This is a genomic window from Novilysobacter selenitireducens, assembly GCF_020026895.1.
GTDB classification, from domain to species: domain Bacteria; phylum Pseudomonadota; class Gammaproteobacteria; order Xanthomonadales; family Xanthomonadaceae; genus Lysobacter_C; species Lysobacter_C selenitireducens.
Genome location: NZ_JAINZW010000001.1, coordinates 184705 through 201956, shown reverse-complemented (window position 1 = coordinate 201956; position 17252 = coordinate 184705). Strand labels below are relative to the sequence as shown.

The 17252-nt window shown below is 67.8% G+C and carries 18 protein-coding genes and 1 pseudogene; 8 read left to right on the top strand and 11 right to left on the bottom strand.

Annotated elements, in window-relative coordinates:
• Position 1: 1 nt before the first annotated feature.
• On the bottom strand, positions 2-565 hold the full coding sequence (locus K6753_RS00930; protein WP_223674310.1) for an ECF-type sigma factor: 564 nt from the start codon (positions 563-565) through the stop codon (positions 2-4).
• Between the two features lie 113 nt (positions 566-678).
• The gene (gene mutM / locus K6753_RS00925; protein ID WP_223674309.1) at positions 679-1491 is read right to left on the bottom strand and encodes a bifunctional DNA-formamidopyrimidine glycosylase/DNA-(apurinic or apyrimidinic site) lyase; all 813 of its coding nucleotides are present in this window, start codon (positions 1489-1491) and stop codon (positions 679-681) included.
• A 216-nt stretch (positions 1492-1707) separates the two neighbouring features.
• On the opposite strand from mutM, the gene K6753_RS00920 reads away from it, so the two are divergent.
• Together K6753_RS00920 and K6753_RS00915 are read left to right on the top strand one after the other, a co-directional pair.
• The gene (locus tag K6753_RS00920) at positions 1708-2892 is read left to right on the top strand and encodes a DesA family fatty acid desaturase (RefSeq protein WP_223674308.1); all 1185 of its coding nucleotides are present in this window, start codon (positions 1708-1710) and stop codon (positions 2890-2892) included.
• A gap of 108 nt (positions 2893-3000) precedes the next feature.
• Positions 3001-3324: an EF-hand domain-containing protein gene (locus K6753_RS00915; protein WP_425492029.1), complete on the top strand. Its 324-nt coding sequence runs from the start codon at positions 3001-3003 to the stop codon at positions 3322-3324.
• Here K6753_RS00915 and K6753_RS00910 read toward each other — a convergent pair whose 3' ends face one another.
• Entirely contained in the window at positions 3325-3723 is a 399-nt protein-coding gene (locus K6753_RS00910) for a hypothetical protein (RefSeq protein ID WP_223674307.1), read from the bottom strand.
• Between the two features lie 228 nt (positions 3724-3951).
• On the opposite strand from K6753_RS00910, the gene acs reads away from it, so the two are divergent.
• Complete coding sequence (acs, locus tag K6753_RS00905) at positions 3952-5901, top strand: acetate--CoA ligase (protein WP_223674306.1); 1950 nt, start codon at positions 3952-3954, stop codon at positions 5899-5901.
• A gap of 102 nt (positions 5902-6003) precedes the next feature.
• Here acs and K6753_RS00900 read toward each other — a convergent pair whose 3' ends face one another.
• The 7 genes from K6753_RS00900 to K6753_RS00870 all read right to left on the bottom strand — a co-directional run bounded on the left by K6753_RS00900 (position 6004) and on the right by K6753_RS00870 (position 10775).
• A complete protein-coding gene (locus tag K6753_RS00900; RefSeq protein WP_223674305.1) occupies positions 6004-6249 on the bottom strand; it encodes a hypothetical protein in 246 nt (81 codons plus the stop codon).
• 610 nt (positions 6250-6859) lie between these two features.
• Positions 6860-7024: a 50S ribosomal protein L33 gene (gene rpmG / locus K6753_RS00895; RefSeq protein ID WP_057945843.1), complete on the bottom strand. Its 165-nt coding sequence runs from the start codon at positions 7022-7024 to the stop codon at positions 6860-6862.
• Positions 7025-7037: 13 nt separating this feature from the next.
• Positions 7038-7274 carry a 50S ribosomal protein L28 gene (gene rpmB, locus K6753_RS00890; protein WP_223674304.1) on the bottom strand — a complete coding sequence of 79 codons (237 nt, stop codon included), beginning with the start codon at positions 7272-7274 and terminating at the stop codon, positions 7038-7040.
• A 291-nt stretch (positions 7275-7565) separates the two neighbouring features.
• Positions 7566-8486: a ParB/RepB/Spo0J family partition protein gene (locus tag K6753_RS00885; RefSeq protein ID WP_223674303.1), complete on the bottom strand. Its 921-nt coding sequence runs from the start codon at positions 8484-8486 to the stop codon at positions 7566-7568.
• The gene (locus K6753_RS00880) at positions 8483-9304 is read right to left on the bottom strand and encodes a ParA family protein (protein ID WP_223674302.1); all 822 of its coding nucleotides are present in this window, start codon (positions 9302-9304) and stop codon (positions 8483-8485) included. Before K6753_RS00880 ends, K6753_RS00885 begins: the two co-directional genes overlap by 4 nt.
• A 176-nt stretch (positions 9305-9480) precedes the next feature.
• Positions 9481-10137: a 16S rRNA (guanine(527)-N(7))-methyltransferase RsmG gene (gene rsmG, locus K6753_RS00875; RefSeq protein ID WP_223674301.1), complete on the bottom strand. Its 657-nt coding sequence runs from the start codon at positions 10135-10137 to the stop codon at positions 9481-9483.
• A 44-nt stretch (positions 10138-10181) separates the two neighbouring features.
• Positions 10182-10775 carry a 4'-phosphopantetheinyl transferase family protein gene (locus tag K6753_RS00870; protein ID WP_223674300.1) on the bottom strand — a complete coding sequence of 198 codons (594 nt, stop codon included), beginning with the start codon at positions 10773-10775 and terminating at the stop codon, positions 10182-10184.
• A 197-nt stretch (positions 10776-10972) separates the two neighbouring features.
• On the opposite strand from K6753_RS00870, the gene K6753_RS00865 reads away from it, so the two are divergent.
• Positions 10973-12286: an AMP-binding protein gene (locus K6753_RS00865; RefSeq protein ID WP_223674299.1), complete on the top strand. Its 1314-nt coding sequence runs from the start codon at positions 10973-10975 to the stop codon at positions 12284-12286.
• Positions 12287-12433: 147 nt separating this feature from the next.
• On the top strand, positions 12434-12706 hold the full coding sequence (locus K6753_RS00860) for a GlsB/YeaQ/YmgE family stress response membrane protein (RefSeq protein WP_223674298.1): 273 nt from the start codon (positions 12434-12436) through the stop codon (positions 12704-12706).
• A 104-nt stretch (positions 12707-12810) separates the two neighbouring features.
• On the opposite strand, the gene xth is transcribed toward K6753_RS00860, so the two are convergent.
• Positions 12811-13593, bottom strand: coding sequence for an exodeoxyribonuclease III (gene xth, locus K6753_RS00855; RefSeq protein ID WP_223674297.1), 783 nt, complete (start codon positions 13591-13593; stop codon positions 12811-12813).
• An 82-nt stretch (positions 13594-13675) separates the two neighbouring features.
• Here xth and K6753_RS00850 point away from each other — a divergent pair.
• The 3 genes and pseudogenes from K6753_RS00850 to K6753_RS00840 all read left to right on the top strand — a co-directional run.
• Positions 13676-13942: pseudogene (locus tag K6753_RS00850) on the top strand (beta-eliminating lyase-related protein); the annotation flags it as partial.
• 197 nt (positions 13943-14139) lie between these two features.
• Positions 14140-15510, top strand: coding sequence for a site-specific integrase (locus tag K6753_RS00845; protein ID WP_223674296.1), 1371 nt, complete (start codon positions 14140-14142; stop codon positions 15508-15510).
• A complete protein-coding gene (locus tag K6753_RS00840) occupies positions 15503-17197 on the top strand; it encodes a hypothetical protein (protein ID WP_223674295.1) in 1695 nt (564 codons plus the stop codon). Before K6753_RS00845 ends, K6753_RS00840 begins: the two co-directional genes overlap by 8 nt.
• Positions 17198-17252 lie beyond the last annotated feature (55 nt).

Genomic DNA, 17252 nt, shown 5'->3' with positions numbered 1-17252 from the left:
GTCAGGCGTCCTTGAGCGAGGCCAGCAGGAACAGCCGGGCCTTCTGCCAGTCGCGGCGGATGCTGCGTTCGGAGCGCTTGAGCAGCGCGGCGATCTCCAGCTCCGAGAGGCCGGCGAAATAGCGCAGCTCCACCACCTGCGCCAGCTTCTGGTCGACCGCGGCCAGCCGGGTCAGGGCGGTGTCCAGGCCGAGGGTTTCCTCGTCCAGGCGCACGCCGCCTTCCAGGTCCTCTGGCAGGTCGGTGACGCGGTGCAGGTCGCCGCCGCGCTTCTGCGCCAGGCGCTGGCGGGCGTAGTCCACCACCACGCTGCGCATGGCCGAGGCCGCATAGGCGAAGAAGTGGGCGCGGTCGTCGAACTGTGCCTCGCGGCGGCCGATCAGCTTGAGGTAGGCCTCGTGCACCAGCGCGGTGGCATCGAGCGTGTGCCCGTGCTGCCCGGCCAGTTGCCGGCGGGCCATGGTGTGCAGTTCCTGGTAGAGCGTCGCGAGCACGCGATCGAGCGCGCCGCGGTCGCCGTCGCGCGCTGCATCCAGCAGTACCGTGATCTCGGCGGTGTCAGCCATCGTGTCCCCCGTGGCGATTGCGCGGACTATAGCGCGTCGTTGCGACGGTGAAACGCCATCCGGCCACACCCCTCGGTTGGCACGGAACGTGCCGGCGCCGGGTCGCGCAGCCGCTAGCGCTGGCAGTGGCCGCACCACACCGTGGCGCGCTGGCCGACGGTCGCCTGCCGCAGCGCGCGGCCGCAGCGCGGGCACGGCTCGCCGCCGCGGCCGTAGGCCGACAGCTCCTGCTCGAAGTAGCCGGGCGCCCCGTCCGGGCTGATGAAGTCGCGCAGGGTGGTGCCGCCGCGGGTGATGGCGTAGGCGAGGATCGCCTTCACTGCCTCGGCCAGGCGTGCGTAGCGTTCGCGCGAGATGCGCCCGGCCGGCCGCAGCGGCGAGATGCCCGCGGCGAACAGCGCCTCGGCGACATAGATGTTGCCCACCCCGACCACCACCCGCTGATCCATCAGGAACGCCTTGACCGGCGCGCTGCGCCCGCGCGACAACGCGAACAGGTAGTCGCCGTCGAAGGCTGCCGACAGCGGCTCCGGCCCCAGCCCCGCCAGCAGTGGGTGCACTTCACCGGGCGGCTGCCACAGCAGGCAGCCGAAACGGCGCGGGTCGTTGAAGCGCAGCACCCGGCCGTCGTCGAGCGCGAAATCGACGTGGTCGTGCGCGCGCACGGCCGTGTCGCCGGGCAGCACGCGCAGGCTGCCGGACATGCCCAGGTGCAGCAGCGCGCTGCCGGCGGCGCTGTCGACCAGCAGGTACTTGGCGCGGCGGCGCACGCCCTCGATGCGGTGGCCGGGCAGGCGGTCGACGACCTCGCGCGCGATCGGCCAGCGCAGGTCCGGCCGGCGCAACGTGGTGGACACGACGGTGCGGCCGACCAGGTGCAGCGCCAGGCCGGCGCGGGTGGTTTCGACTTCGGGCAGTTCGGGCATCGCGCCAGCTTAGCGGCGGCATCGACGGCGGTAACGCCGGCTTCCGCGCGTCGTGGCCTCCTTGGTGAACACGCAGAGGCGCCCGTGATGCCCGCCGCGCTTGCGGTCGCAGCTGAACGACCCCACCTCCATACCCGCGCGAACGGTGGGCCAGCGGTGGCATCATCGTGCGTGGACCTGGCGTGAAGCCGGTCGCCATCCGCTCCGGAGTACGCAATGCCCGCTTCCCTGATCGACTTCCTCGCCGGCGGCCTGGTGCAAGCCAGCCTCGGCACGCTCGTCATCTATTTCCTGGTCGCCACCCAGCTCACCATTTTCTCGGTGACGCTGTACCTGCACCGTTCGATGGCGCACCGCTCGGTCGACTTCCACCCGGCCATCGCGCATGTGTTCCGGTTCTGGACGTGGCTGACCACGTCGATGATCACCCGCGAGTGGGCGGCGATCCACCGCAAGCACCACGCCAAGTGCGAGACCGAAGAGGATCCGCACAGCCCGCAGGTCAAGGGCATCAAGACCGTGTTCTGGCGCGGCGTGGAACTCTACCGCGAGGCGCGCAGCGACCGCGACGCCATCGAGAAATACGGCAAGGGCTGCCCGGACGACTGGATCGAGCGCAAGCTCTACACCCCGCACGCGACATTGGGCCCGACCCTGCTGCTGTTCATCAGCTTCGCGCTGTTCGGCGCGGCGGGCGTGGCGATCTGGGCGCTGCAGATGGCGTGGATCCCGTTCTGGGCCGCCGGCGTGGTCAACGGCCTGGGCCACTGGTGGGGCTACCGCAACTTCGAGAGCGCCGACACCTCGACCAACCTCACCCCGTGGGGCTTCTGGATCGGCGGCGAAGAGCTGCACAACAACCACCACGCCTTCCCCAGCTCGGCGAAGTTCGCGCTGCGCAAGTTCGAGTTCGACATCGGCTGGAGCACCATCAAGCTGTTCGAGAAGGTCGGCCTGGCCAAGGTGCTGCGCGTGGCGCCGTCGCTGGACGTGCGCCCGAACATCGCCATGCCGGACGGCGAAACGCTCAAGGCGCTGCTGGCGATCCGCTTCCAGGCCATGACCGACTACTACCGCGGCGTCACCCTGCCGACGTTGCGCTCCACCAACGACAGGCTGCCGCGCCCGCTGCGCAAGGCACTGGCCGACGGCGGCCGCTGGCTGGACGACGACAAGCGGGCCCGCCTGCAGGCGTGGATCGCCGAGCGTCCGAAGATGGCGACGCTGGCGCAGTTCCGCGAGCGCCTGGCGCAGGTGCTGGACGACCGTTCGCACGACGCCCAGGCCACGCTGCAGCGCCTGCATGCGTGGTGCGCGGAAGCCGAGGCCAGCGGCATCAAGTCGCTGGAGCAGTTCTCGCAACGCCTGAAGGGCTACGCGCTGGCACCGGCGCGCGCCTGACCGGCACCTGCCGTGACGGCATCGCACCGCAAACGACCCGCGCCTCACCGCGCGGGTTTTTTGTGTCCGGGACAGACGCATGCCCGTCCGCGACGGGCCTGGTGTTGTGTGCTGGGCGCATCACTGTGGCTGGCGGTCGCCGGCCTCGTGCAGGCCCAGGTGCGCGACACCGGCGACTACCTGGCGCGCATGGACACCGACGCCAACGCCACCGTGTCGCTGGCCGAATACCAGCAGTGGATGGGCTACGCGTTCGAACGCATGGACCGCAATGGCGACGGCACCCTGTCGCCCGGTGAACTGCCCGGCGGCCGAGGACGTGCGGTGACGCGGCAGGCGCACCTGGCGACGCTGGCCGCGGCGTTCAAGCGGCAGGACCTCGACGGTAACGGCGTGCTGGATGCGCGCGAGCTGGCCGCGCCCCCGCAGTAGTCAGCCGGCCTGCCGTGGCACCCGCGCACGGTCACGCTCGTGCAGCCAGGCCAACCCCTCTTCGCGATCGAAGAAGCGCCGGAAGGCATAGCCGCGCGCGCTGGACAGTGTTTCCAGCGCAATGTTGAAGCGGCTGGATGCCGGGCCGATGAAGGCGATCCGGCACTGCCGCAGCGCCTCGTCCGCCGCCAGGCGCGAGGCGAAATCGCTGACCCTCGACAGCGGTTCGGCCGTCTGCCGCGCACCGCTGAAATCGATCAGGATGCGCCGCGGCGCGCCCTCGGCCAGCAGGGTGCTGGTCTGTTCGAATGCAGCCTGGCGCTGCTCGACAGGGACGCAGTCCCAGTAGCGCACGTCGATGATGCCGCGCAATGTGTCCAGCGAAACTCGATAGGCCATCAGATCCCCCGCGGCCATCCTGCATGCACGTCGATGACGGTCGCAACCTGTACGAAGTAGCTGAACGGTTAAGCCGCATGGCTTGGCGGCACGGCCGGCCTCGAGTCCCGGCCCGGGCATCACACCCGCGCAACCGTCGTGACGCACCGTGCGAACCGGCGATGCCGTCGTCGGCGCCGTGCGGCACACTGGGTCTCCGACTAGCCCCACCGCTTCACGGAGTGCGCCATGACCCAGCCCGCCGTCCATCCCGTCGACCCGGCCTTCGCCGCCCGCGCGCGCATCACGCGCGAGGACTACCGGCGCGATTACGAGGAATCGGTGCGTGACCCGGAGCGCTTCTGGGCACGCATCGGCCAGCGTCTGGACTGGATGACGCCGCCGACCGTCATCAAGGACACCAGCTTCGAGCTGGCCGACTTCCACATCCGCTGGTACGCCGACGGCGAGCTCAACGCGAGCGTCAACTGTCTGGACCGGCACCTGGCCACACGCGGCGACAAGACCGCCCTGCTGTTCGAGCACGACGACCCGACCCTGCCAGCCGAGTCCATCAGCTACCGCGAGCTGCACGTGCGCGTCTGCCGGCTGGGCAACGCACTGCGCGCGCTGGGCGTGCGCAAGGGCGACCGGGTGACGATCTACCTGCCGATGATCCCGGACGCGGTGGTGGCGATGCTGGCGTGCGCGCGCATCGGCGCGGTCCACTCGGTGGTGTTCGGCGGCTTCGCGCCGCAGTCGATCGCCGACCGTGTCGCCGACTGCGGCAGCAAGCTGATCATCACCGCCGACGAAGGCCTGCGTGGCGGCAAGCGCATCGCGCTCAAGGCCAACGTCGATGCCGCATTGAAGCTGCCCGGCACCAACTCGGTGGAGACGGTGCTGGTGGTGCGCCATACCGGTGCCGCGGTGGACATGCAGATGCCGCGCGACCGCTGGTTCGACGCGGTGGTCGACAGCCAAGCCGATGCCTGCGAGCCCGAGCGCATGAACGCCGAGGACCCGCTGTTCATCCTCTACACCTCCGGCAGCACCGGCAAACCCAAGGGCGTGCTGCACACCACCGGCGGCTACCTGGTCTATGCCAGCTACACCCACGAGTGCGTGTTCGACCTGCGCGAGGACGACGTCTACTGGTGCACCGCCGACGTCGGCTGGGTCACCGGCCACAGCTACATCGTCTACGGGCCGCTGGCCAACGGCGCGACCGCGCTGGTATTCGAGGGCGTCCCCAACTTCCCCGATGCCTCGCGCTTCTGGCAGGTCGTCGACCGCCACAAGGTCACCGTGTTCTACACCGCGCCCACTGCCATCCGCGCACTGATGCGCGAGGGCGAGGAGCCGGTGCAGGCGACGTCGCGCGCCTCGTTGCGCCTGCTCGGCACGGTGGGTGAGCCGATCAACCCCGAGGCGTGGCGGTGGTACTTCGAAGTCGTCGGCGAATCGCGGTGCCCGATCGTCGATACGTGGTGGCAGACCGAGACCGGAGGCATCCTCATCAGCCCGCTGCCAGGCGCGACCCACCTCAAGCCCGGCTCGGCGACGACGCCGTTCTTCGGTGTGCAACCGGCGCTGGTCGACGCCAACGGCCACACGCTTCAGGGCGAGGCCGAGGGCAACCTGGTGCTGACCGACTCCTGGCCGGGCCAGATGCGCACCGTGTACGGCGACCACGGCCGCTTTATCGACACCTACTTCCGCACGTACCCGGGCCGCTACTTCACCGGCGACGGCGCTCGGCGCGACGCCGACGGCGACTGGTGGATCACCGGCCGCGTCGACGACGTGATCAACGTCAGCGGCCACCGCATCGGCACGGCCGAGGTCGAAAGCGCGCTGGTCTCGCACCCGAAGGTCGCCGAGGCCGCGGTGGTCGGCTTCCCGCACGACATCAAGGGCCAGGGCATCTATGCCTACGTGACGCTGGTGGCCGGCGAGACGGCCAGCGACGACCTGCGCAAGGAACTCGTGGCCCACGTGCGCCAGGAGATCGGCCCGATCGCCACGCCCGACCACCTGCAATGGGCGCCCGGCCTGCCCAAGACCCGCAGCGGCAAGATCATGCGGCGCATCCTGCGAAAGATCGCCGAGAACGCCCCGGAGCAACTGGGCGATACGTCCACGCTGGCAGATCCGTCCGTGGTGGGGTCGCTGGTCAGCGAGCGGCGTAATGCCTGAGTCTCGCTAGCTCGCTAGTAGGCGTGGCACTGACAGCGGGCGGTGTTCGGCAGACGGCTCTCGCCGCGGCCGGGAGCGCCGCTGAAAATTCGGAGCGTTGCGTCAGTGTGCGTGCGTCGATCCCGTATGCAGACTCCGGACGCGCTGCCTGCTCCGGTCACGCTCGCCTGGCGTGGTGCGGATGATGCGGGCAATGTACCCCCACAACGCCAGGCACGCAGTAAGGACCACGAGCCGCACCACGTTGACCGGGGCAAAGAAGGATTGGCGCAGGGCATCGATGTCGAGCCGGGCTTCGAAGACCAGCACGAACACGGCCAGCAATCCGATTGACGCCAGCGCGGCCACGCAGGTCCAAAGGCATTCGCCTGCACAGCAGGTGAGCCAGTGGCGTGGGTGGGCGGAGGAGGGCGTGCTGCGCATCGGACTGGCATTGGCGTTGACGGGGCGCTCAGGATGCGGGCGACCCAGTCATGGCGATGTCGAGGCGGAGCGGTTGTTTCGTGTGCGCCGGCTGAATGCTCAGCGGCCAGACAGGTTGGCGTGTTGGCTCCATATACCGGTCCACAAGCCGGATAACACATCGGAGGATTGCCTGTCGGCGGCACACGATCGGTGACCATGTGGTTGCGACCATGGGAGCTGGGGCGTCGAAGTCCCGGCCACAGACCGCGCACCACGCAGGTAATCCAGGTTCGCACTGACGCGCAGGCGTTCGCTATCAAGTCGGTAGCGCAATGCCGTAATCACGGCCGTTCGCGACGGGGAGTCCACAAAAGCAAAGCCCGCCTTGCGGCGGGCTCTGGACCCCGGCTTTCGCCGGGATGACGCAGTGACACAGGCGTTCGCGTTGCGAACTCTGGAAAAGCAAAGCCCGCCTTGAGGCGGGCTCTGGATCCCGGCTTTCGCCGGCATGACGTTCTGACAATGCCGTGCGCGCAGCGCACGGGTCAGAACGTCACTTGATCTTGCCTTCCTTGTAGATCACGTGCTTGCGGACGACGGGATCGTACTTCTTGATCTCCATCTTGCCCGGCGTGTTCTTCTTGTTCTTGTCGGTGGTGTAGAAGTGGCCGGTGTTGGCCGTCGAAATCAGGCGGATCTTGTCGCGCTTGGAAGCCATCGGTCAGTCCTCCTCAGATCTTTTCGCCGCGGGCGCGGAGATCGGCGAGCACGGCGTCGATGCCGTTCTTGTCGATGGTGCGCAGGGCCTTGGTGGAAACACGCAGCTTGATCCAGCGGTTCTCGCTGGCGACCCAGAACCGGCGCTCATGCAGGTTCGGGAGGAAGCGGCGGCGGGTCTTGTTCATGGCGTGCGAGACGTTGTTGCCGGTCGTCGTTCGCTTGCCGGTGACTTGGCATACTCGGGACATGTGCACCTCGAAAGGATGTTGGGGCTTCCCTTGGCCAGGGAGGCGGCGGCCCCGCCGCACGGGGCGGCACGCGATGCGGGAGACAACCCTGGTGCGGGTCCGGCAAGCCGGGTGAAGGCATCAGGCGGATGCGTCGGGCGGCCCCGGAATCGCGTTTCCGGGTCGCGCCGGTGGCGGCCCTGACGGGCAGCCGGACGCAGCGAGCCGCGCATTATGCGGCGCTTTTCCTTTGCCGGCAAGCACTTGGCCCCGGCGCGGGGCCTGGATCGCGCGGGTCGCCGCGCGGGTGGCTCAGGCGGCCGGGCCGCGCAGCTTCTCCAGCACGCCGTCCAGGGCGTCCAGGTCGCTGTAATGGATCACCAGGCGGCCCTTGCCGCCGCGGCCGTGCAGCACGTTGACCTTGGTGTTGAGCGACTCGGCCAGCTCGCGCTCCAGGCTGACGATATCGGCCTGCGGCTTGGCCTTGGCCGGCTTGCTGCGCTTGCCCTCGGGTACCTTGCCCAAGGCGAACTGCTGGGCGCGGTGCTCGACCTCGCGCACCGACCAGCCGTGCTCGGCGGCATCGGCGGCCAGCTTGGCGGCCAGTTCCGGGGCCAGGGTGAGCAGCGCGCGGGCGTGGCCCATCTCCAGCCGGCGCGACTCCACCAGCGCGCGGATGGCCGGCGGCAGCTCCAGCAGGCGCAGCAGGTTGGACACGGCCGCGCGCGAGCGGCCCACCGCCTCGGCGGCCTGTGCGTGGGTCAGGTCGAACTCGTCGATCAGCCGCTGCAGAGCGTTCGCCTCTTCCAGCGGGTTGAGGTCCTCGCGCTGGATGTTCTCGATCAGCGCCATGGCGACCACGGTGCGGTCGTCGACCTCGCGCACCACCACCGGCACTTCGGCCAGGCCGGCCTGCTTGCTGGCGCGCCAGCGGCGCTCGCCGGCGATGATCTCGTAGGTGCGCCCGCCGTGGTCGGCGATCTCGCGCACGACGATCGGCTGGATCACGCCCTGGGCCTTGATCGACTCGGCCAGCTCGGCCAGCTTGTCCTCGTCCCAGTGCTTGCGTGGCTGGTACTTGCCGGCGGTCAGCGCATCGACGGGGAGCGAATGCAGGGTGTCGCCGGGCGCGGCTTCCAGCGCCGGCGCTTCGGATTTCGGCCCCAGCAGCGCCTCCAGTCCACGGCCCAGGCCACGCTTCTTGGCGGCCGATGCGGTCTTGGCGGCGCTCATGCCGGGGTCTCCTGTGCGGTGGGTTTCGTAGCGGGCGGCTTGCTGGCCTGGTCGCGCTCGCGCTGGCGGCGCAGCACCTCGCCTGCCAGGCCGAGGTAGGCGATGCCGCCGCGGCTGGCCTTGTCGTAGCCGACGATGCTCTGGCCGTGGCTGGGCGCTTCGGCCAGGCGCACGTTGCGCGGCACGATGGTGCGGAACACGCGGTCGCCGAAGTGGTTGGTCAGCTCGGCGGACACGGCGTTGGCGAGGTTGTTGCGCACGTCGAACATGGTGCGCAGCACGCCTTCGATCTCCAGCCGCGGGTTGAGCCGCGCCTTCATGCCCTCGATGGTGTCCAGCAGCGCGCTGACGCCCTCCAGCGCGTAGTACTCGCACTGCATCGGCACGATGATCGAATCCGCCGCGGTGAGCGCGTTGATGGTCAGCAGCGACAGCGCCGGCGGGCAGTCGATCAGGATGAAGTCGTAGTCGTCGGCGATCGGCGCCAGCGCGCGCTTGAGGCGCTGCTCGCGGTCGTCCTCGTTCATCAGCCGGATCTCGGCCGCGGTGAGGTCGATGTTGCCCGGCAGCAGGTCGAAGTCCTCCGGCGTGCGCACGCGGGCGGCGGCGGCCTCGCTTTCGCCCAGCAGCACCTCGCAGACGGAGTCCTCGAGCTCGCGCTTGTTGACGCCCGCGCCCATGGTCGCGTTGCCCTGCGGGTCCAGGTCGACCAGCAGCACGCGCTTGGGCGTGCGCGCCAGCGCGGCGGCCAGGTTGACCGCGGTAGTGGTCTTGCCGACCCCGCCCTTCTGGTTGGCGACGGCGATGATGCGGGCCATGCGGCTCGTCCCCTGTAATGGCCGGCCCTGTCGTGGGCGGCGTGCGAAGCGGACGGCCCGCGCGGGGCGCGGGCCGGACCGGGGATTATGCCCGCGCGCGCCGGCCCTTGCCGAACGCCGGCGAACCGGCCATCGCGCAGCGCCGGTTCAGCCGTTCCATCAAAGCCCCAAGGCCCTCAGGCCCGGCGCACCACCACGAGATGGCGCTGCGCCGGCAGGCCCGGTACGCGTAGCGGGTGCACCGCTTCGACCGCCCAGCCCTCGGGCAGGGCCGCGATTTCCTCGGCCGGCTCCACGCCCTTCATCGCCAGAAGGCGGCCGTCGGGCTTGAGCAGCGGCCCGCCCCATTCCACCAGCAGCGGCAGCGTCGCCAGCGCGCGCGCGGTGATCGCGTCGAACGCACCCGGCATGTCGAGCGCTTCGATGCGCGACTCGGCGACCTGCACGTCGGCCAGCTTCAATTGGCGCACCGCTTCGCGCATGAAGCGCGCCTTCTTGCCGGCGCTCTCCACCAGCATCACCCGCAGCCCGGGCTTGGCGATCGCCAGCGGGATGCCGGGCAGGCCGGCGCCGGTGCCCAGGTCGGCCAGCGCGCCGCCGGCGCCGGCGAGGCCGTCCACGTACGGGTGCATCGCCAGCGAGTCGAGCAGGTGCTTGGTGACCATCTCGCGCGGGTCACGCACGGCCGTCAGGTTGTAGGTGCGGTTCCAGCGCAGCAGCAGCGACAGGTAGTCGAGCAGCGGCGTTTCGAGCGCCGGGTCGAGTTGCAGGTCGACCAGGCCGGCGCGCAGCAGGGGCGGCAGGTCGGCGGGGAGGGCGTGGGGCGTGTTCATGACGCGACAGTATCGCCGCTGCGGCGCTCAATCCGTCGCGCGCGTCATCTCGCCTCCCTCGGTCGCCACGCGAGTGCACCGACATACCCGGGTGCCGGCACCAGTTCGCGCAAGCGCCAGTCCTGCGGGCGCCCCAGCGCGGGGTCGCATTCGCGCAGCGCCAACCCGGTGGCGGTGTCCTCGAAGCGCAGGCGATGCAATCCGAACGACAGGCCGTGCCCGTGCGCCTTCAGTACCGCTTCCTTGGCGCACCACAGCCGGAGGAAGGCATGGTCGCGGGCGTCAGCCGTAGCCTGCGCGGCCAGCCATTCGTGCTCGCCGGGGGTGAAGTAGCGCGCTGCCACCGCCAATGCGCGCGGCCGCGGCCGCAGCCACTCCATGTCGACCCCGACCGCCACGTGCTCGCCCAGCGCGACCAGCAGCCCCTCGCCGCTGTGGCTCCAGTTGCAGTCGTGGCAGGCACGCGGCGTGCACAGCTGCGGCCGGCCGCGCGCATCGCGCTGCAGGGTGACCGGGCCGCCCTCGTCGGCCAGCTGTGCCTGCAGCCACGCCTGCGCCTGCGCCTGGGGCGCCACGTCCGGCTGGCGCGGCTGCCAGGACCAGGCAGGGACAACGCCGGAATGGGTGGGGGGCGACATCAAGGGACCGGGTGGGCGGGCGCGGGACGGCCAGCGTAAGCTACCGGCCGGATCCGGCTTCGGCCGCGACAGGGGGTGGCAACGGTCGATACGGCCCACGCCACGGTACGGAGCACAGCACGGGCCATGCATCGATGTCAGCGGTAATCGACACCGGCCACGCCGGACAGCCCGGGCATCGCCCCGCGACGTCGCCCATGGCCCTGGGCGACGACGCCCGCGCGATCGTGTTCGACGCCACGGGAGAGCGGTCGCTGGCGCGCTTCCATGCCGAGGTTCGCGCGCTTGCCGCGCTGCTGCCCGACGGCCGCCACGCCATCAACCTGTGCGAGGACCGCTACCGGTTCCTGGTCGCGTTCTGCGCGGCCGCCCTGCGCGGCCAGACCACGCTGCTGCCGCCGTCGCGCGCACCGCGCGTGGTCGACGAGGTGCTGGGCCAGCACCCTGACGCCTACTGCCTGGGCGACGGACCGCTCGTTCCCGAGCCGCCGCGCTACCTGCTTCTGCCCGACCCGCTGCCGCAGTCCGACGGCCCGCCGCCGGTGCTGGACGATGACGCGCTGGTCGCGATCGGGTTCACCTCCGGCAGCACCGGGCAGCCGCGGCCCAACCCCAAGACCTGGGCGGCATTCCGCACCAGCACCGCGCAGAACCTCTCCGCGCTCGCGGACCTGCTGGTACCGCACGGCAGCACCCATGTCGTAGCGACGGTGCCGCCGCAGCACATGTACGGCATGGAGATGTCGGTGCTGCTGCCGTTGCTGGGGCCGGTGGCGATCCACGGCGCGCGCCCGTTCTTCCCGGGCGATGTGGCGCGCGTGCTGGCCGACTCGGCCACGCCGGCGCTGCTGGTGACCACGCCGGTGCACCTGCGCGCGCTGCTGGAATCGGGCATCGCGCTTCCGCCGGTGGCGGGCATCGTGTCGGCCACCGCGCCGCTGTCGGCGCCGCTGGCGCGTGAGGCCGAGTCGCGATTCGGCTGCGAGGTGCGCGAGCTGTTCGGCTCGACCGAGACCTGTGTGTTCGCGCGCCGGCGTACCGCGGTCGACGAGGCCTGGACCCTGTTGCCGGGCGTGCGCCTGTCGCCGCAGCCCGACGGCACCGCCGTGCACGCGCCGCACCTGCCGCATCCGATCGCGCTGGCCGACCTGGTCGAAGTGCTGGACGACGGCCGTTTCGTCCTGCGCGGCCGCAGCGCCGACCTGCTGGAGATCGCCGGCAAGCGCGCCTCGCTCGGCGATCTGACGCGCAAGCTGCTGGCGGTGCCGGGCGTGGTCGACGGCGTGGTGTTCCAGGCCGAGCAGCCCGACGACGCCGGCGTTCGCCGCGTGGCCGCGCTGGTGGTAGCGCCCGGACAGGACGAGGCGGACATCCTGCGCGCGCTGCGCGGCGCGATCGACCCGGTGTTCCTGCCACGGCCGCTACGTTGCGTTGCAGCATTGCCGCGCAACGAGACCGGCAAGTTGCCGCGCCATGCGCTGACGGCCCTGCTGGCATCGCAACTGGGCTGAGGTAGTGCCTTTCGCACGGCCTGCACGTGACGGCCACGCGAACCCCGAAATCGCCCACATCCCCGTCACACGGGGCTCGCAAGACTGTCTCCGCCCCTACGCAGGGGAGCACGAATCCCTACTGACCGGACTAAGGAGACACACGCGATGGGTATCATTATTTGGCTGATCGTTGGCGGCATCATCGGCTGGATTGCCAGCATGATCATGAAGACCGATGGCCAGCAGGGCATCATCCTGAACGTGATCGTCGGCATCGTCGGCGCGTTCCTGGGCGGCTGGATCGGCGGCATGCTGGGTATCGGCGGTGCCGATATCAACGACGGCGACTTCAGCCTGTCGGGCCTGCTGCTTTCGCTGGTGGGCGCGATCGTGCTGCTGGCGATCGTCAACCTGTTCCGTCGCGGCCGCGTGCGCTAAGCACCTGCCGAAATTCGGATACGCGAAGGCCCGGCATTGCCGGGCCTTCGTCGTTCTGGGGCAGGCAACACAGGACCGCCCCGCGCCAACCCGGCCTGCGCCCGCTATCGAGCAAGCTCCACCCACGCCGGCGCGTGGTCGCTCGGCCGCTCCCAGGTGCGCGGCTCGCGGTCGATGCCGGCGCCGCTGCAGTCGCCGCGCAGCGCCTCCGACACCAGCGTCAGGTCGATGCGCAGGCCCATGTCACGGCGGAACGCCGCCTGCCGGTAATCCCACCAGCTGAACACGCCGCCGTCCTCGTGGTGCAGGCGGTAGGCGTCGTGCAGGCCGAGGTCGTACAACCGGCGCAGCGCATCGCGCTCGGCGGTCGAGGTCAGGATGTGGTCGTCGTTCCAGACCGCCGGGTCGTGGACGTCACGTGCGTCGGGGGCGATGTTGAAGTCGCCCAGCACGACCAGCTTCGGGTGCGCGAGCAGCTCCCTCATCAGCCAGCCCTGCACCGCCTCCAGCCAGCGCAGCTTGTAGGCGTACTTGTCGGTGCCCACGTCCTGGCCGTTGACCACGTAGAGGTTGACCACGCGCACGTCGCCGACGGTCGCGGCGATTACCCGCTTCTGCTCGTCCTCGAACCCGGGGATGCCGACCTGCACGGCTTCGGCCGGCGTGCGCGAGAGGATGGCGACGCCGTTGTAGGTCTTCTGCCCGGCGAACACGCTGCGGTAGCCGGCCTCGGCCAGTGCCGCGTCCGGGAAGCGCGCATCCTCCAGCTTGGTCTCCTGCAGGCCGACGATGTCGGGCGCGGCGGCGTCGAGCCACTGCTGCAGGTGCGGCAGGCGCACGTTGAGCGAATTGACGTTCCAGCTGGCGATCTTGGTCGGCGTGGTCATCGGCAAAGTCTAGTCCACGTCCGCGGCGGCGCCGCGGCGCGGGCTGGCATCATCGGCAGCTGTTCCCGCTAGAGGCCCCGCCATGCCCGTTGAGTGGATCGACCTGCGCAGCGACACCGTCACCCGGCCCACCGATGCGATGCGCGCGGCGATGGCGGCGGCCGAGGTCGGCGACGACGTCTACGGCGAGGACCCGACGGTCAATGCGCTGCAGGACCGGCTGGCCGGCGAGCTGGGTTTCGAGGCCGCGCTGTTCGTGCCCAGCGGCACGCAGTCCAACCTGGTGGCGCTGCTGGCGCATTGCGCGCGCGGCGACGAGTACCTGGTCGGCATGGACGCGCACACCTACAATACCGGCAGGTAGCACGGCATTGACATCAACCTGTAGATGTTATTCCTTATGGACATAGATCCAGGGGATCGCTGTGCTCGTCTCAAATTTGTCTGTCTTGCCGGTGGAGCCCTACGGCTCTACCCCAGGGTTGCCAGCGTTTCCCGGCACGTGCCAAGAGGGGACTGTTCGCGGCGACCACGCCCAGGACCCGTATGGCTCGCCTTGAGTACATTCGCCTGCCACTGGAGCGCGCCCTCGTCGAGGAAGACGTAGTGCACTTTGTGCGCCAAGAGGTAGTCGATCCCCGGACCCGCCTGCGGATCCCTGTGACGGCCGAACGTGTGCCCCAGCTTGTATGGCAAAGAGGGGAGATTTGGGGCGAGGCCAATATTTGGCTGCTGCGTCGAGCCCGTTTGCTGCTCGGCGGTCAGCTCAAGGAGGAGACCATCGGTGCCAATGGGAAGGATTTGTTGGCGTATGCCAATTGGCTTGAAGATGCAGGCAAAGAATGGTGGCAATGCCCGTTACAAGATGATGAGCGTCCGTTAAACCTTTATCGAGGCTTCCTGGTGTCCAGCTCAGGCGCTGAGGTTCCGGACCCTAATGGGCAGACCGGCAAGACTCCACGCCCTGGCAAACTGTCTCCTCTGCTTGCATCTCGACGCATGGCCACCGTAAAGGCCTTTTATCAGTGGCTGATCGCCGAAGAGATCCTCAGCCCGGGGTTCCCTTTGTGGAGCGAACAGAAGGTACGCATTCCTTATGAGGATGCGTTCGGCTTTCGTCGTCACGTCGAGGCAGTTCAGACCTCACTCGACATCAAAGTACGCAAGAGACAAAGCGAAGACGGGCTGGAGGAGGGATTGCAACCAGTGTCACTGGAAGTTCGCGATGCAATCTTGGATTTAGCACATCGTCGCTGCAGCATTGAGTTGTTCTTCATGCTCTCACTTGGCTTCTGGAGTGGGCTGCGGCTCGGCAGCATATGTGACCTAAAGATTCAGACTCTGGAGAACGCGCTCGCGATTCAGAATTGCGCCGCTCTGAAACACCTGAGTATCGGGCCGCAGGCTAACCCACCCGTGCAGATGAAGTTGGCCCAGAACAGTACGGGCATCGTTATCCCGACGCGCCTTCTTGACGACCTGATGGACTACGCCGTCGGCCTCGACCGCGGCAAGCGGGTCGCGCTTGCCAAGCCGCAGCACAAGCATCTGTTGTTCTTGACCAAGCACGGGAATCCCTATGGCCCCCAGGGCTCAGACCGCAGTCCGACCGTAAACGGCGAAATGTCGCGTCTAAAGCGGCTCGCACGCGGGGAAGGGTTGAATATCGACACCTTTACCTTTCATTGGTCGAGGGCAACGTTCGCGACGATGTGGGCCAAGGTGGCCCGTAATCAGGGTCACCTACATGAATTCTTGCCGACCCTGAAACGGATGCTTGCACACAAGCACGACCGAACGACATGGCGTTACATCCGATGGGCGGAAAGGGAGGAGGTACGCGCTGCTGTGATGGACGAATTTACCCAAACAATGTTTGGTCGATTCTATACGGCCGTGGAAGAGCAGGATGCTTGATGTAGTGATCCCCGACCTGAAAGTCGAGGGCATGATACTCAGCCCGAAGGCCTCCGGCATCGATCTGAAGATTCTTCTCTACAAGGGTGCGGCCTCGCTGCAGAGGCACTTGGCCCAGCGGAAGCTCGAATCCGGCGAATTGGGTCGTCCGCTGACGGAGCGCTTGCCTCTGCTGGAGACTATTCATCGGCGGTGGCAGGCAGGCGTGGCAGATAAGAGCCTGTCCGACCAATCGATCGAGGCTCAGTGGAGTGCGCTGAAGGCACTAGTGGACTTCGGGGAGAAACTGAATAAGCCGTTTACCGTGGAGAATGCGAGGCGCCTTTACCTCGATTGGGCTGCGCATATTTTGGCACGGAGCGACTTAAACCCGGCATCTACGTACATGAGGTCGGTGGTAGCAGCGCGCTTGATCGCCCCTGCGCTAGGCATTGAGCCGAAGCGGCTTCAATGGGCAACCAAGATTCGAAGAGGCAAACGTCTTGGCACCAGCGGCGCTAAAGAGAACCTTGAAGAAACCGGTGCCTTCATTCAGTTGATGCTGGAGACAATCGAGCAGCTCTCAATTGATGTTATTCGCGGCCCGCTGCCGGTGGTGCTGCGTTATGGCGGGGCTGAGTATCCGCTTCACTGCACGTTCCACCCGTGGAAGCCAATCGATAAACTCGTAATTCGAAACTCTACAGCTTTGAAGAGGGCCGAAGCTCGTCGCGAGCGTGCTTCGAAAGATATCTCTAATAATAAGCGCGCGCAGCTAATAAACCTGCGGCTTGAAGCTGAGATGCTCATCTTCATCAACCAAACCAGCTGCAACCTTACGCAAGCCCTGCAGCTCACCGGAGGCAAGTTTCGCTATCAGAGCGATGGTGACTATGTCTCGGTCCACGCGTGGAAAAATCGCGCCAAACATGCAGTCACCTTACGCATACATAAAAGTTACCGACCGCATTTTGATGCCTTTCTCAAGTGGCGTGAGGCTGTCTTTCCGGGAGACCCCGACGGTCTGACGTTCCCCTTTGTGTACAACGACGGCGCCGTTGCCATGCGTCGGACGGTGTGGGGCTTCGAGCATGTCCGCAGGCTGTGCAAAGCGCTGAGCAAGCCATTCGTCAACGCGAGGCAGCATCGAAAGACCATCGGTAATTTCACCAGCCGGAGAAAGTCCCGCCAATTTGCGGCCGAGCTCCTCAGCAACAGCGAGAAGACCTTTAAGGCCCATTACGAGGAGCCCAATCATCAGCGCATGGTCGCTGAGTTGGTTAGCTTTTGGGACACCATGGAGAGCATGGTGGGCGAAGCGGTCGGCCCTGGTGCTTGCCGAGCAGCTGAACCAGAGCGGCTGCCGGATACCCCGCATGCTGCCCCCAAGCCTGACTGTGAGGGCGGCGCAGGCTGCTTGTTTTGTGCCAGTAATCGCGACCTGCGCAGCTTTGACCACGCTTGGAACCTGGCATCCTTTCAGTACCTCACTTTGCTCCAGTTCAATGGTGATCGCACCGGCATGAGCCTCAAGCACGATCACCCCGTGCTGCTCACGGTCGAGCGAGCCGCTGCCAAGTTAGACGCCATGGCGGCGCTCGATGACGAGTGTGCAGAGTGGGTAGCGGAGGCGCGCACGCGGTTGCAGGAAGGCCGCTACCACCCCCATTACACGCACAAGTTTGCGGCGTTGGAAGGAAGCAAATGACCGCTCACATGACGTGGCTCGTTACGGGAAAAGGGGTGGATCACATTGACAGTAC

What these genes read in the sequence shown, in the direction of transcription:
- K6753_RS00930 (WP_223674310.1), bottom strand. Translation starts at nt 565, where the DNA reads ATGGCTGACACCGCCGAGATCACGGTACTGCTGGATGCAGCGCGCGAC.
- mutM (WP_223674309.1), bottom strand. Translation starts at nt 1,491, where the DNA reads ATGCCCGAACTGCCCGAAGTCGAAACCACCCGCGCCGGCCTGGCGCTG.
- K6753_RS00920 (WP_223674308.1), top strand. Translation starts at nt 1,708, where the DNA reads ATGCCCGCTTCCCTGATCGACTTCCTCGCCGGCGGCCTGGTGCAAGCC.
- K6753_RS00910 (WP_223674307.1), bottom strand. Translation starts at nt 3,723, where the DNA reads ATGGCCTATCGAGTTTCGCTGGACACATTGCGCGGCATCATCGACGTG.
- acs (WP_223674306.1), top strand. Translation starts at nt 3,952, where the DNA reads ATGACCCAGCCCGCCGTCCATCCCGTCGACCCGGCCTTCGCCGCCCGC.
- rpmG (WP_057945843.1), bottom strand. Translation starts at nt 7,024, where the DNA reads ATGGCTTCCAAGCGCGACAAGATCCGCCTGATTTCGACGGCCAACACC.
- rpmB (WP_223674304.1), bottom strand. Translation starts at nt 7,274, where the DNA reads ATGTCCCGAGTATGCCAAGTCACCGGCAAGCGAACGACGACCGGCAAC.
- K6753_RS00885 (WP_223674303.1), bottom strand. Translation starts at nt 8,486, where the DNA reads ATGAGCGCCGCCAAGACCGCATCGGCCGCCAAGAAGCGTGGCCTGGGC.
- K6753_RS00880 (WP_223674302.1), bottom strand. Translation starts at nt 9,304, where the DNA reads ATGGCCCGCATCATCGCCGTCGCCAACCAGAAGGGCGGGGTCGGCAAG.
- rsmG (WP_223674301.1), bottom strand. Translation starts at nt 10,137, where the DNA reads ATGAACACGCCCCACGCCCTCCCCGCCGACCTGCCGCCCCTGCTGCGC.
- K6753_RS00870 (WP_223674300.1), bottom strand. Translation starts at nt 10,775, where the DNA reads ATGTCGCCCCCCACCCATTCCGGCGTTGTCCCTGCCTGGTCCTGGCAG.
- K6753_RS00865 (WP_223674299.1), top strand. Translation starts at nt 10,973, where the DNA reads ATGGCCCTGGGCGACGACGCCCGCGCGATCGTGTTCGACGCCACGGGA.
- K6753_RS00860 (WP_223674298.1), top strand. Translation starts at nt 12,434, where the DNA reads ATGGGTATCATTATTTGGCTGATCGTTGGCGGCATCATCGGCTGGATT.
- xth (WP_223674297.1), bottom strand. Translation starts at nt 13,593, where the DNA reads ATGACCACGCCGACCAAGATCGCCAGCTGGAACGTCAATTCGCTCAAC.
- K6753_RS00845 (WP_223674296.1), top strand. Translation starts at nt 14,140, where the DNA reads ATGGCTCGCCTTGAGTACATTCGCCTGCCACTGGAGCGCGCCCTCGTC.
- K6753_RS00840 (WP_223674295.1), top strand. Translation starts at nt 15,503, where the DNA reads ATGCTTGATGTAGTGATCCCCGACCTGAAAGTCGAGGGCATGATACTC.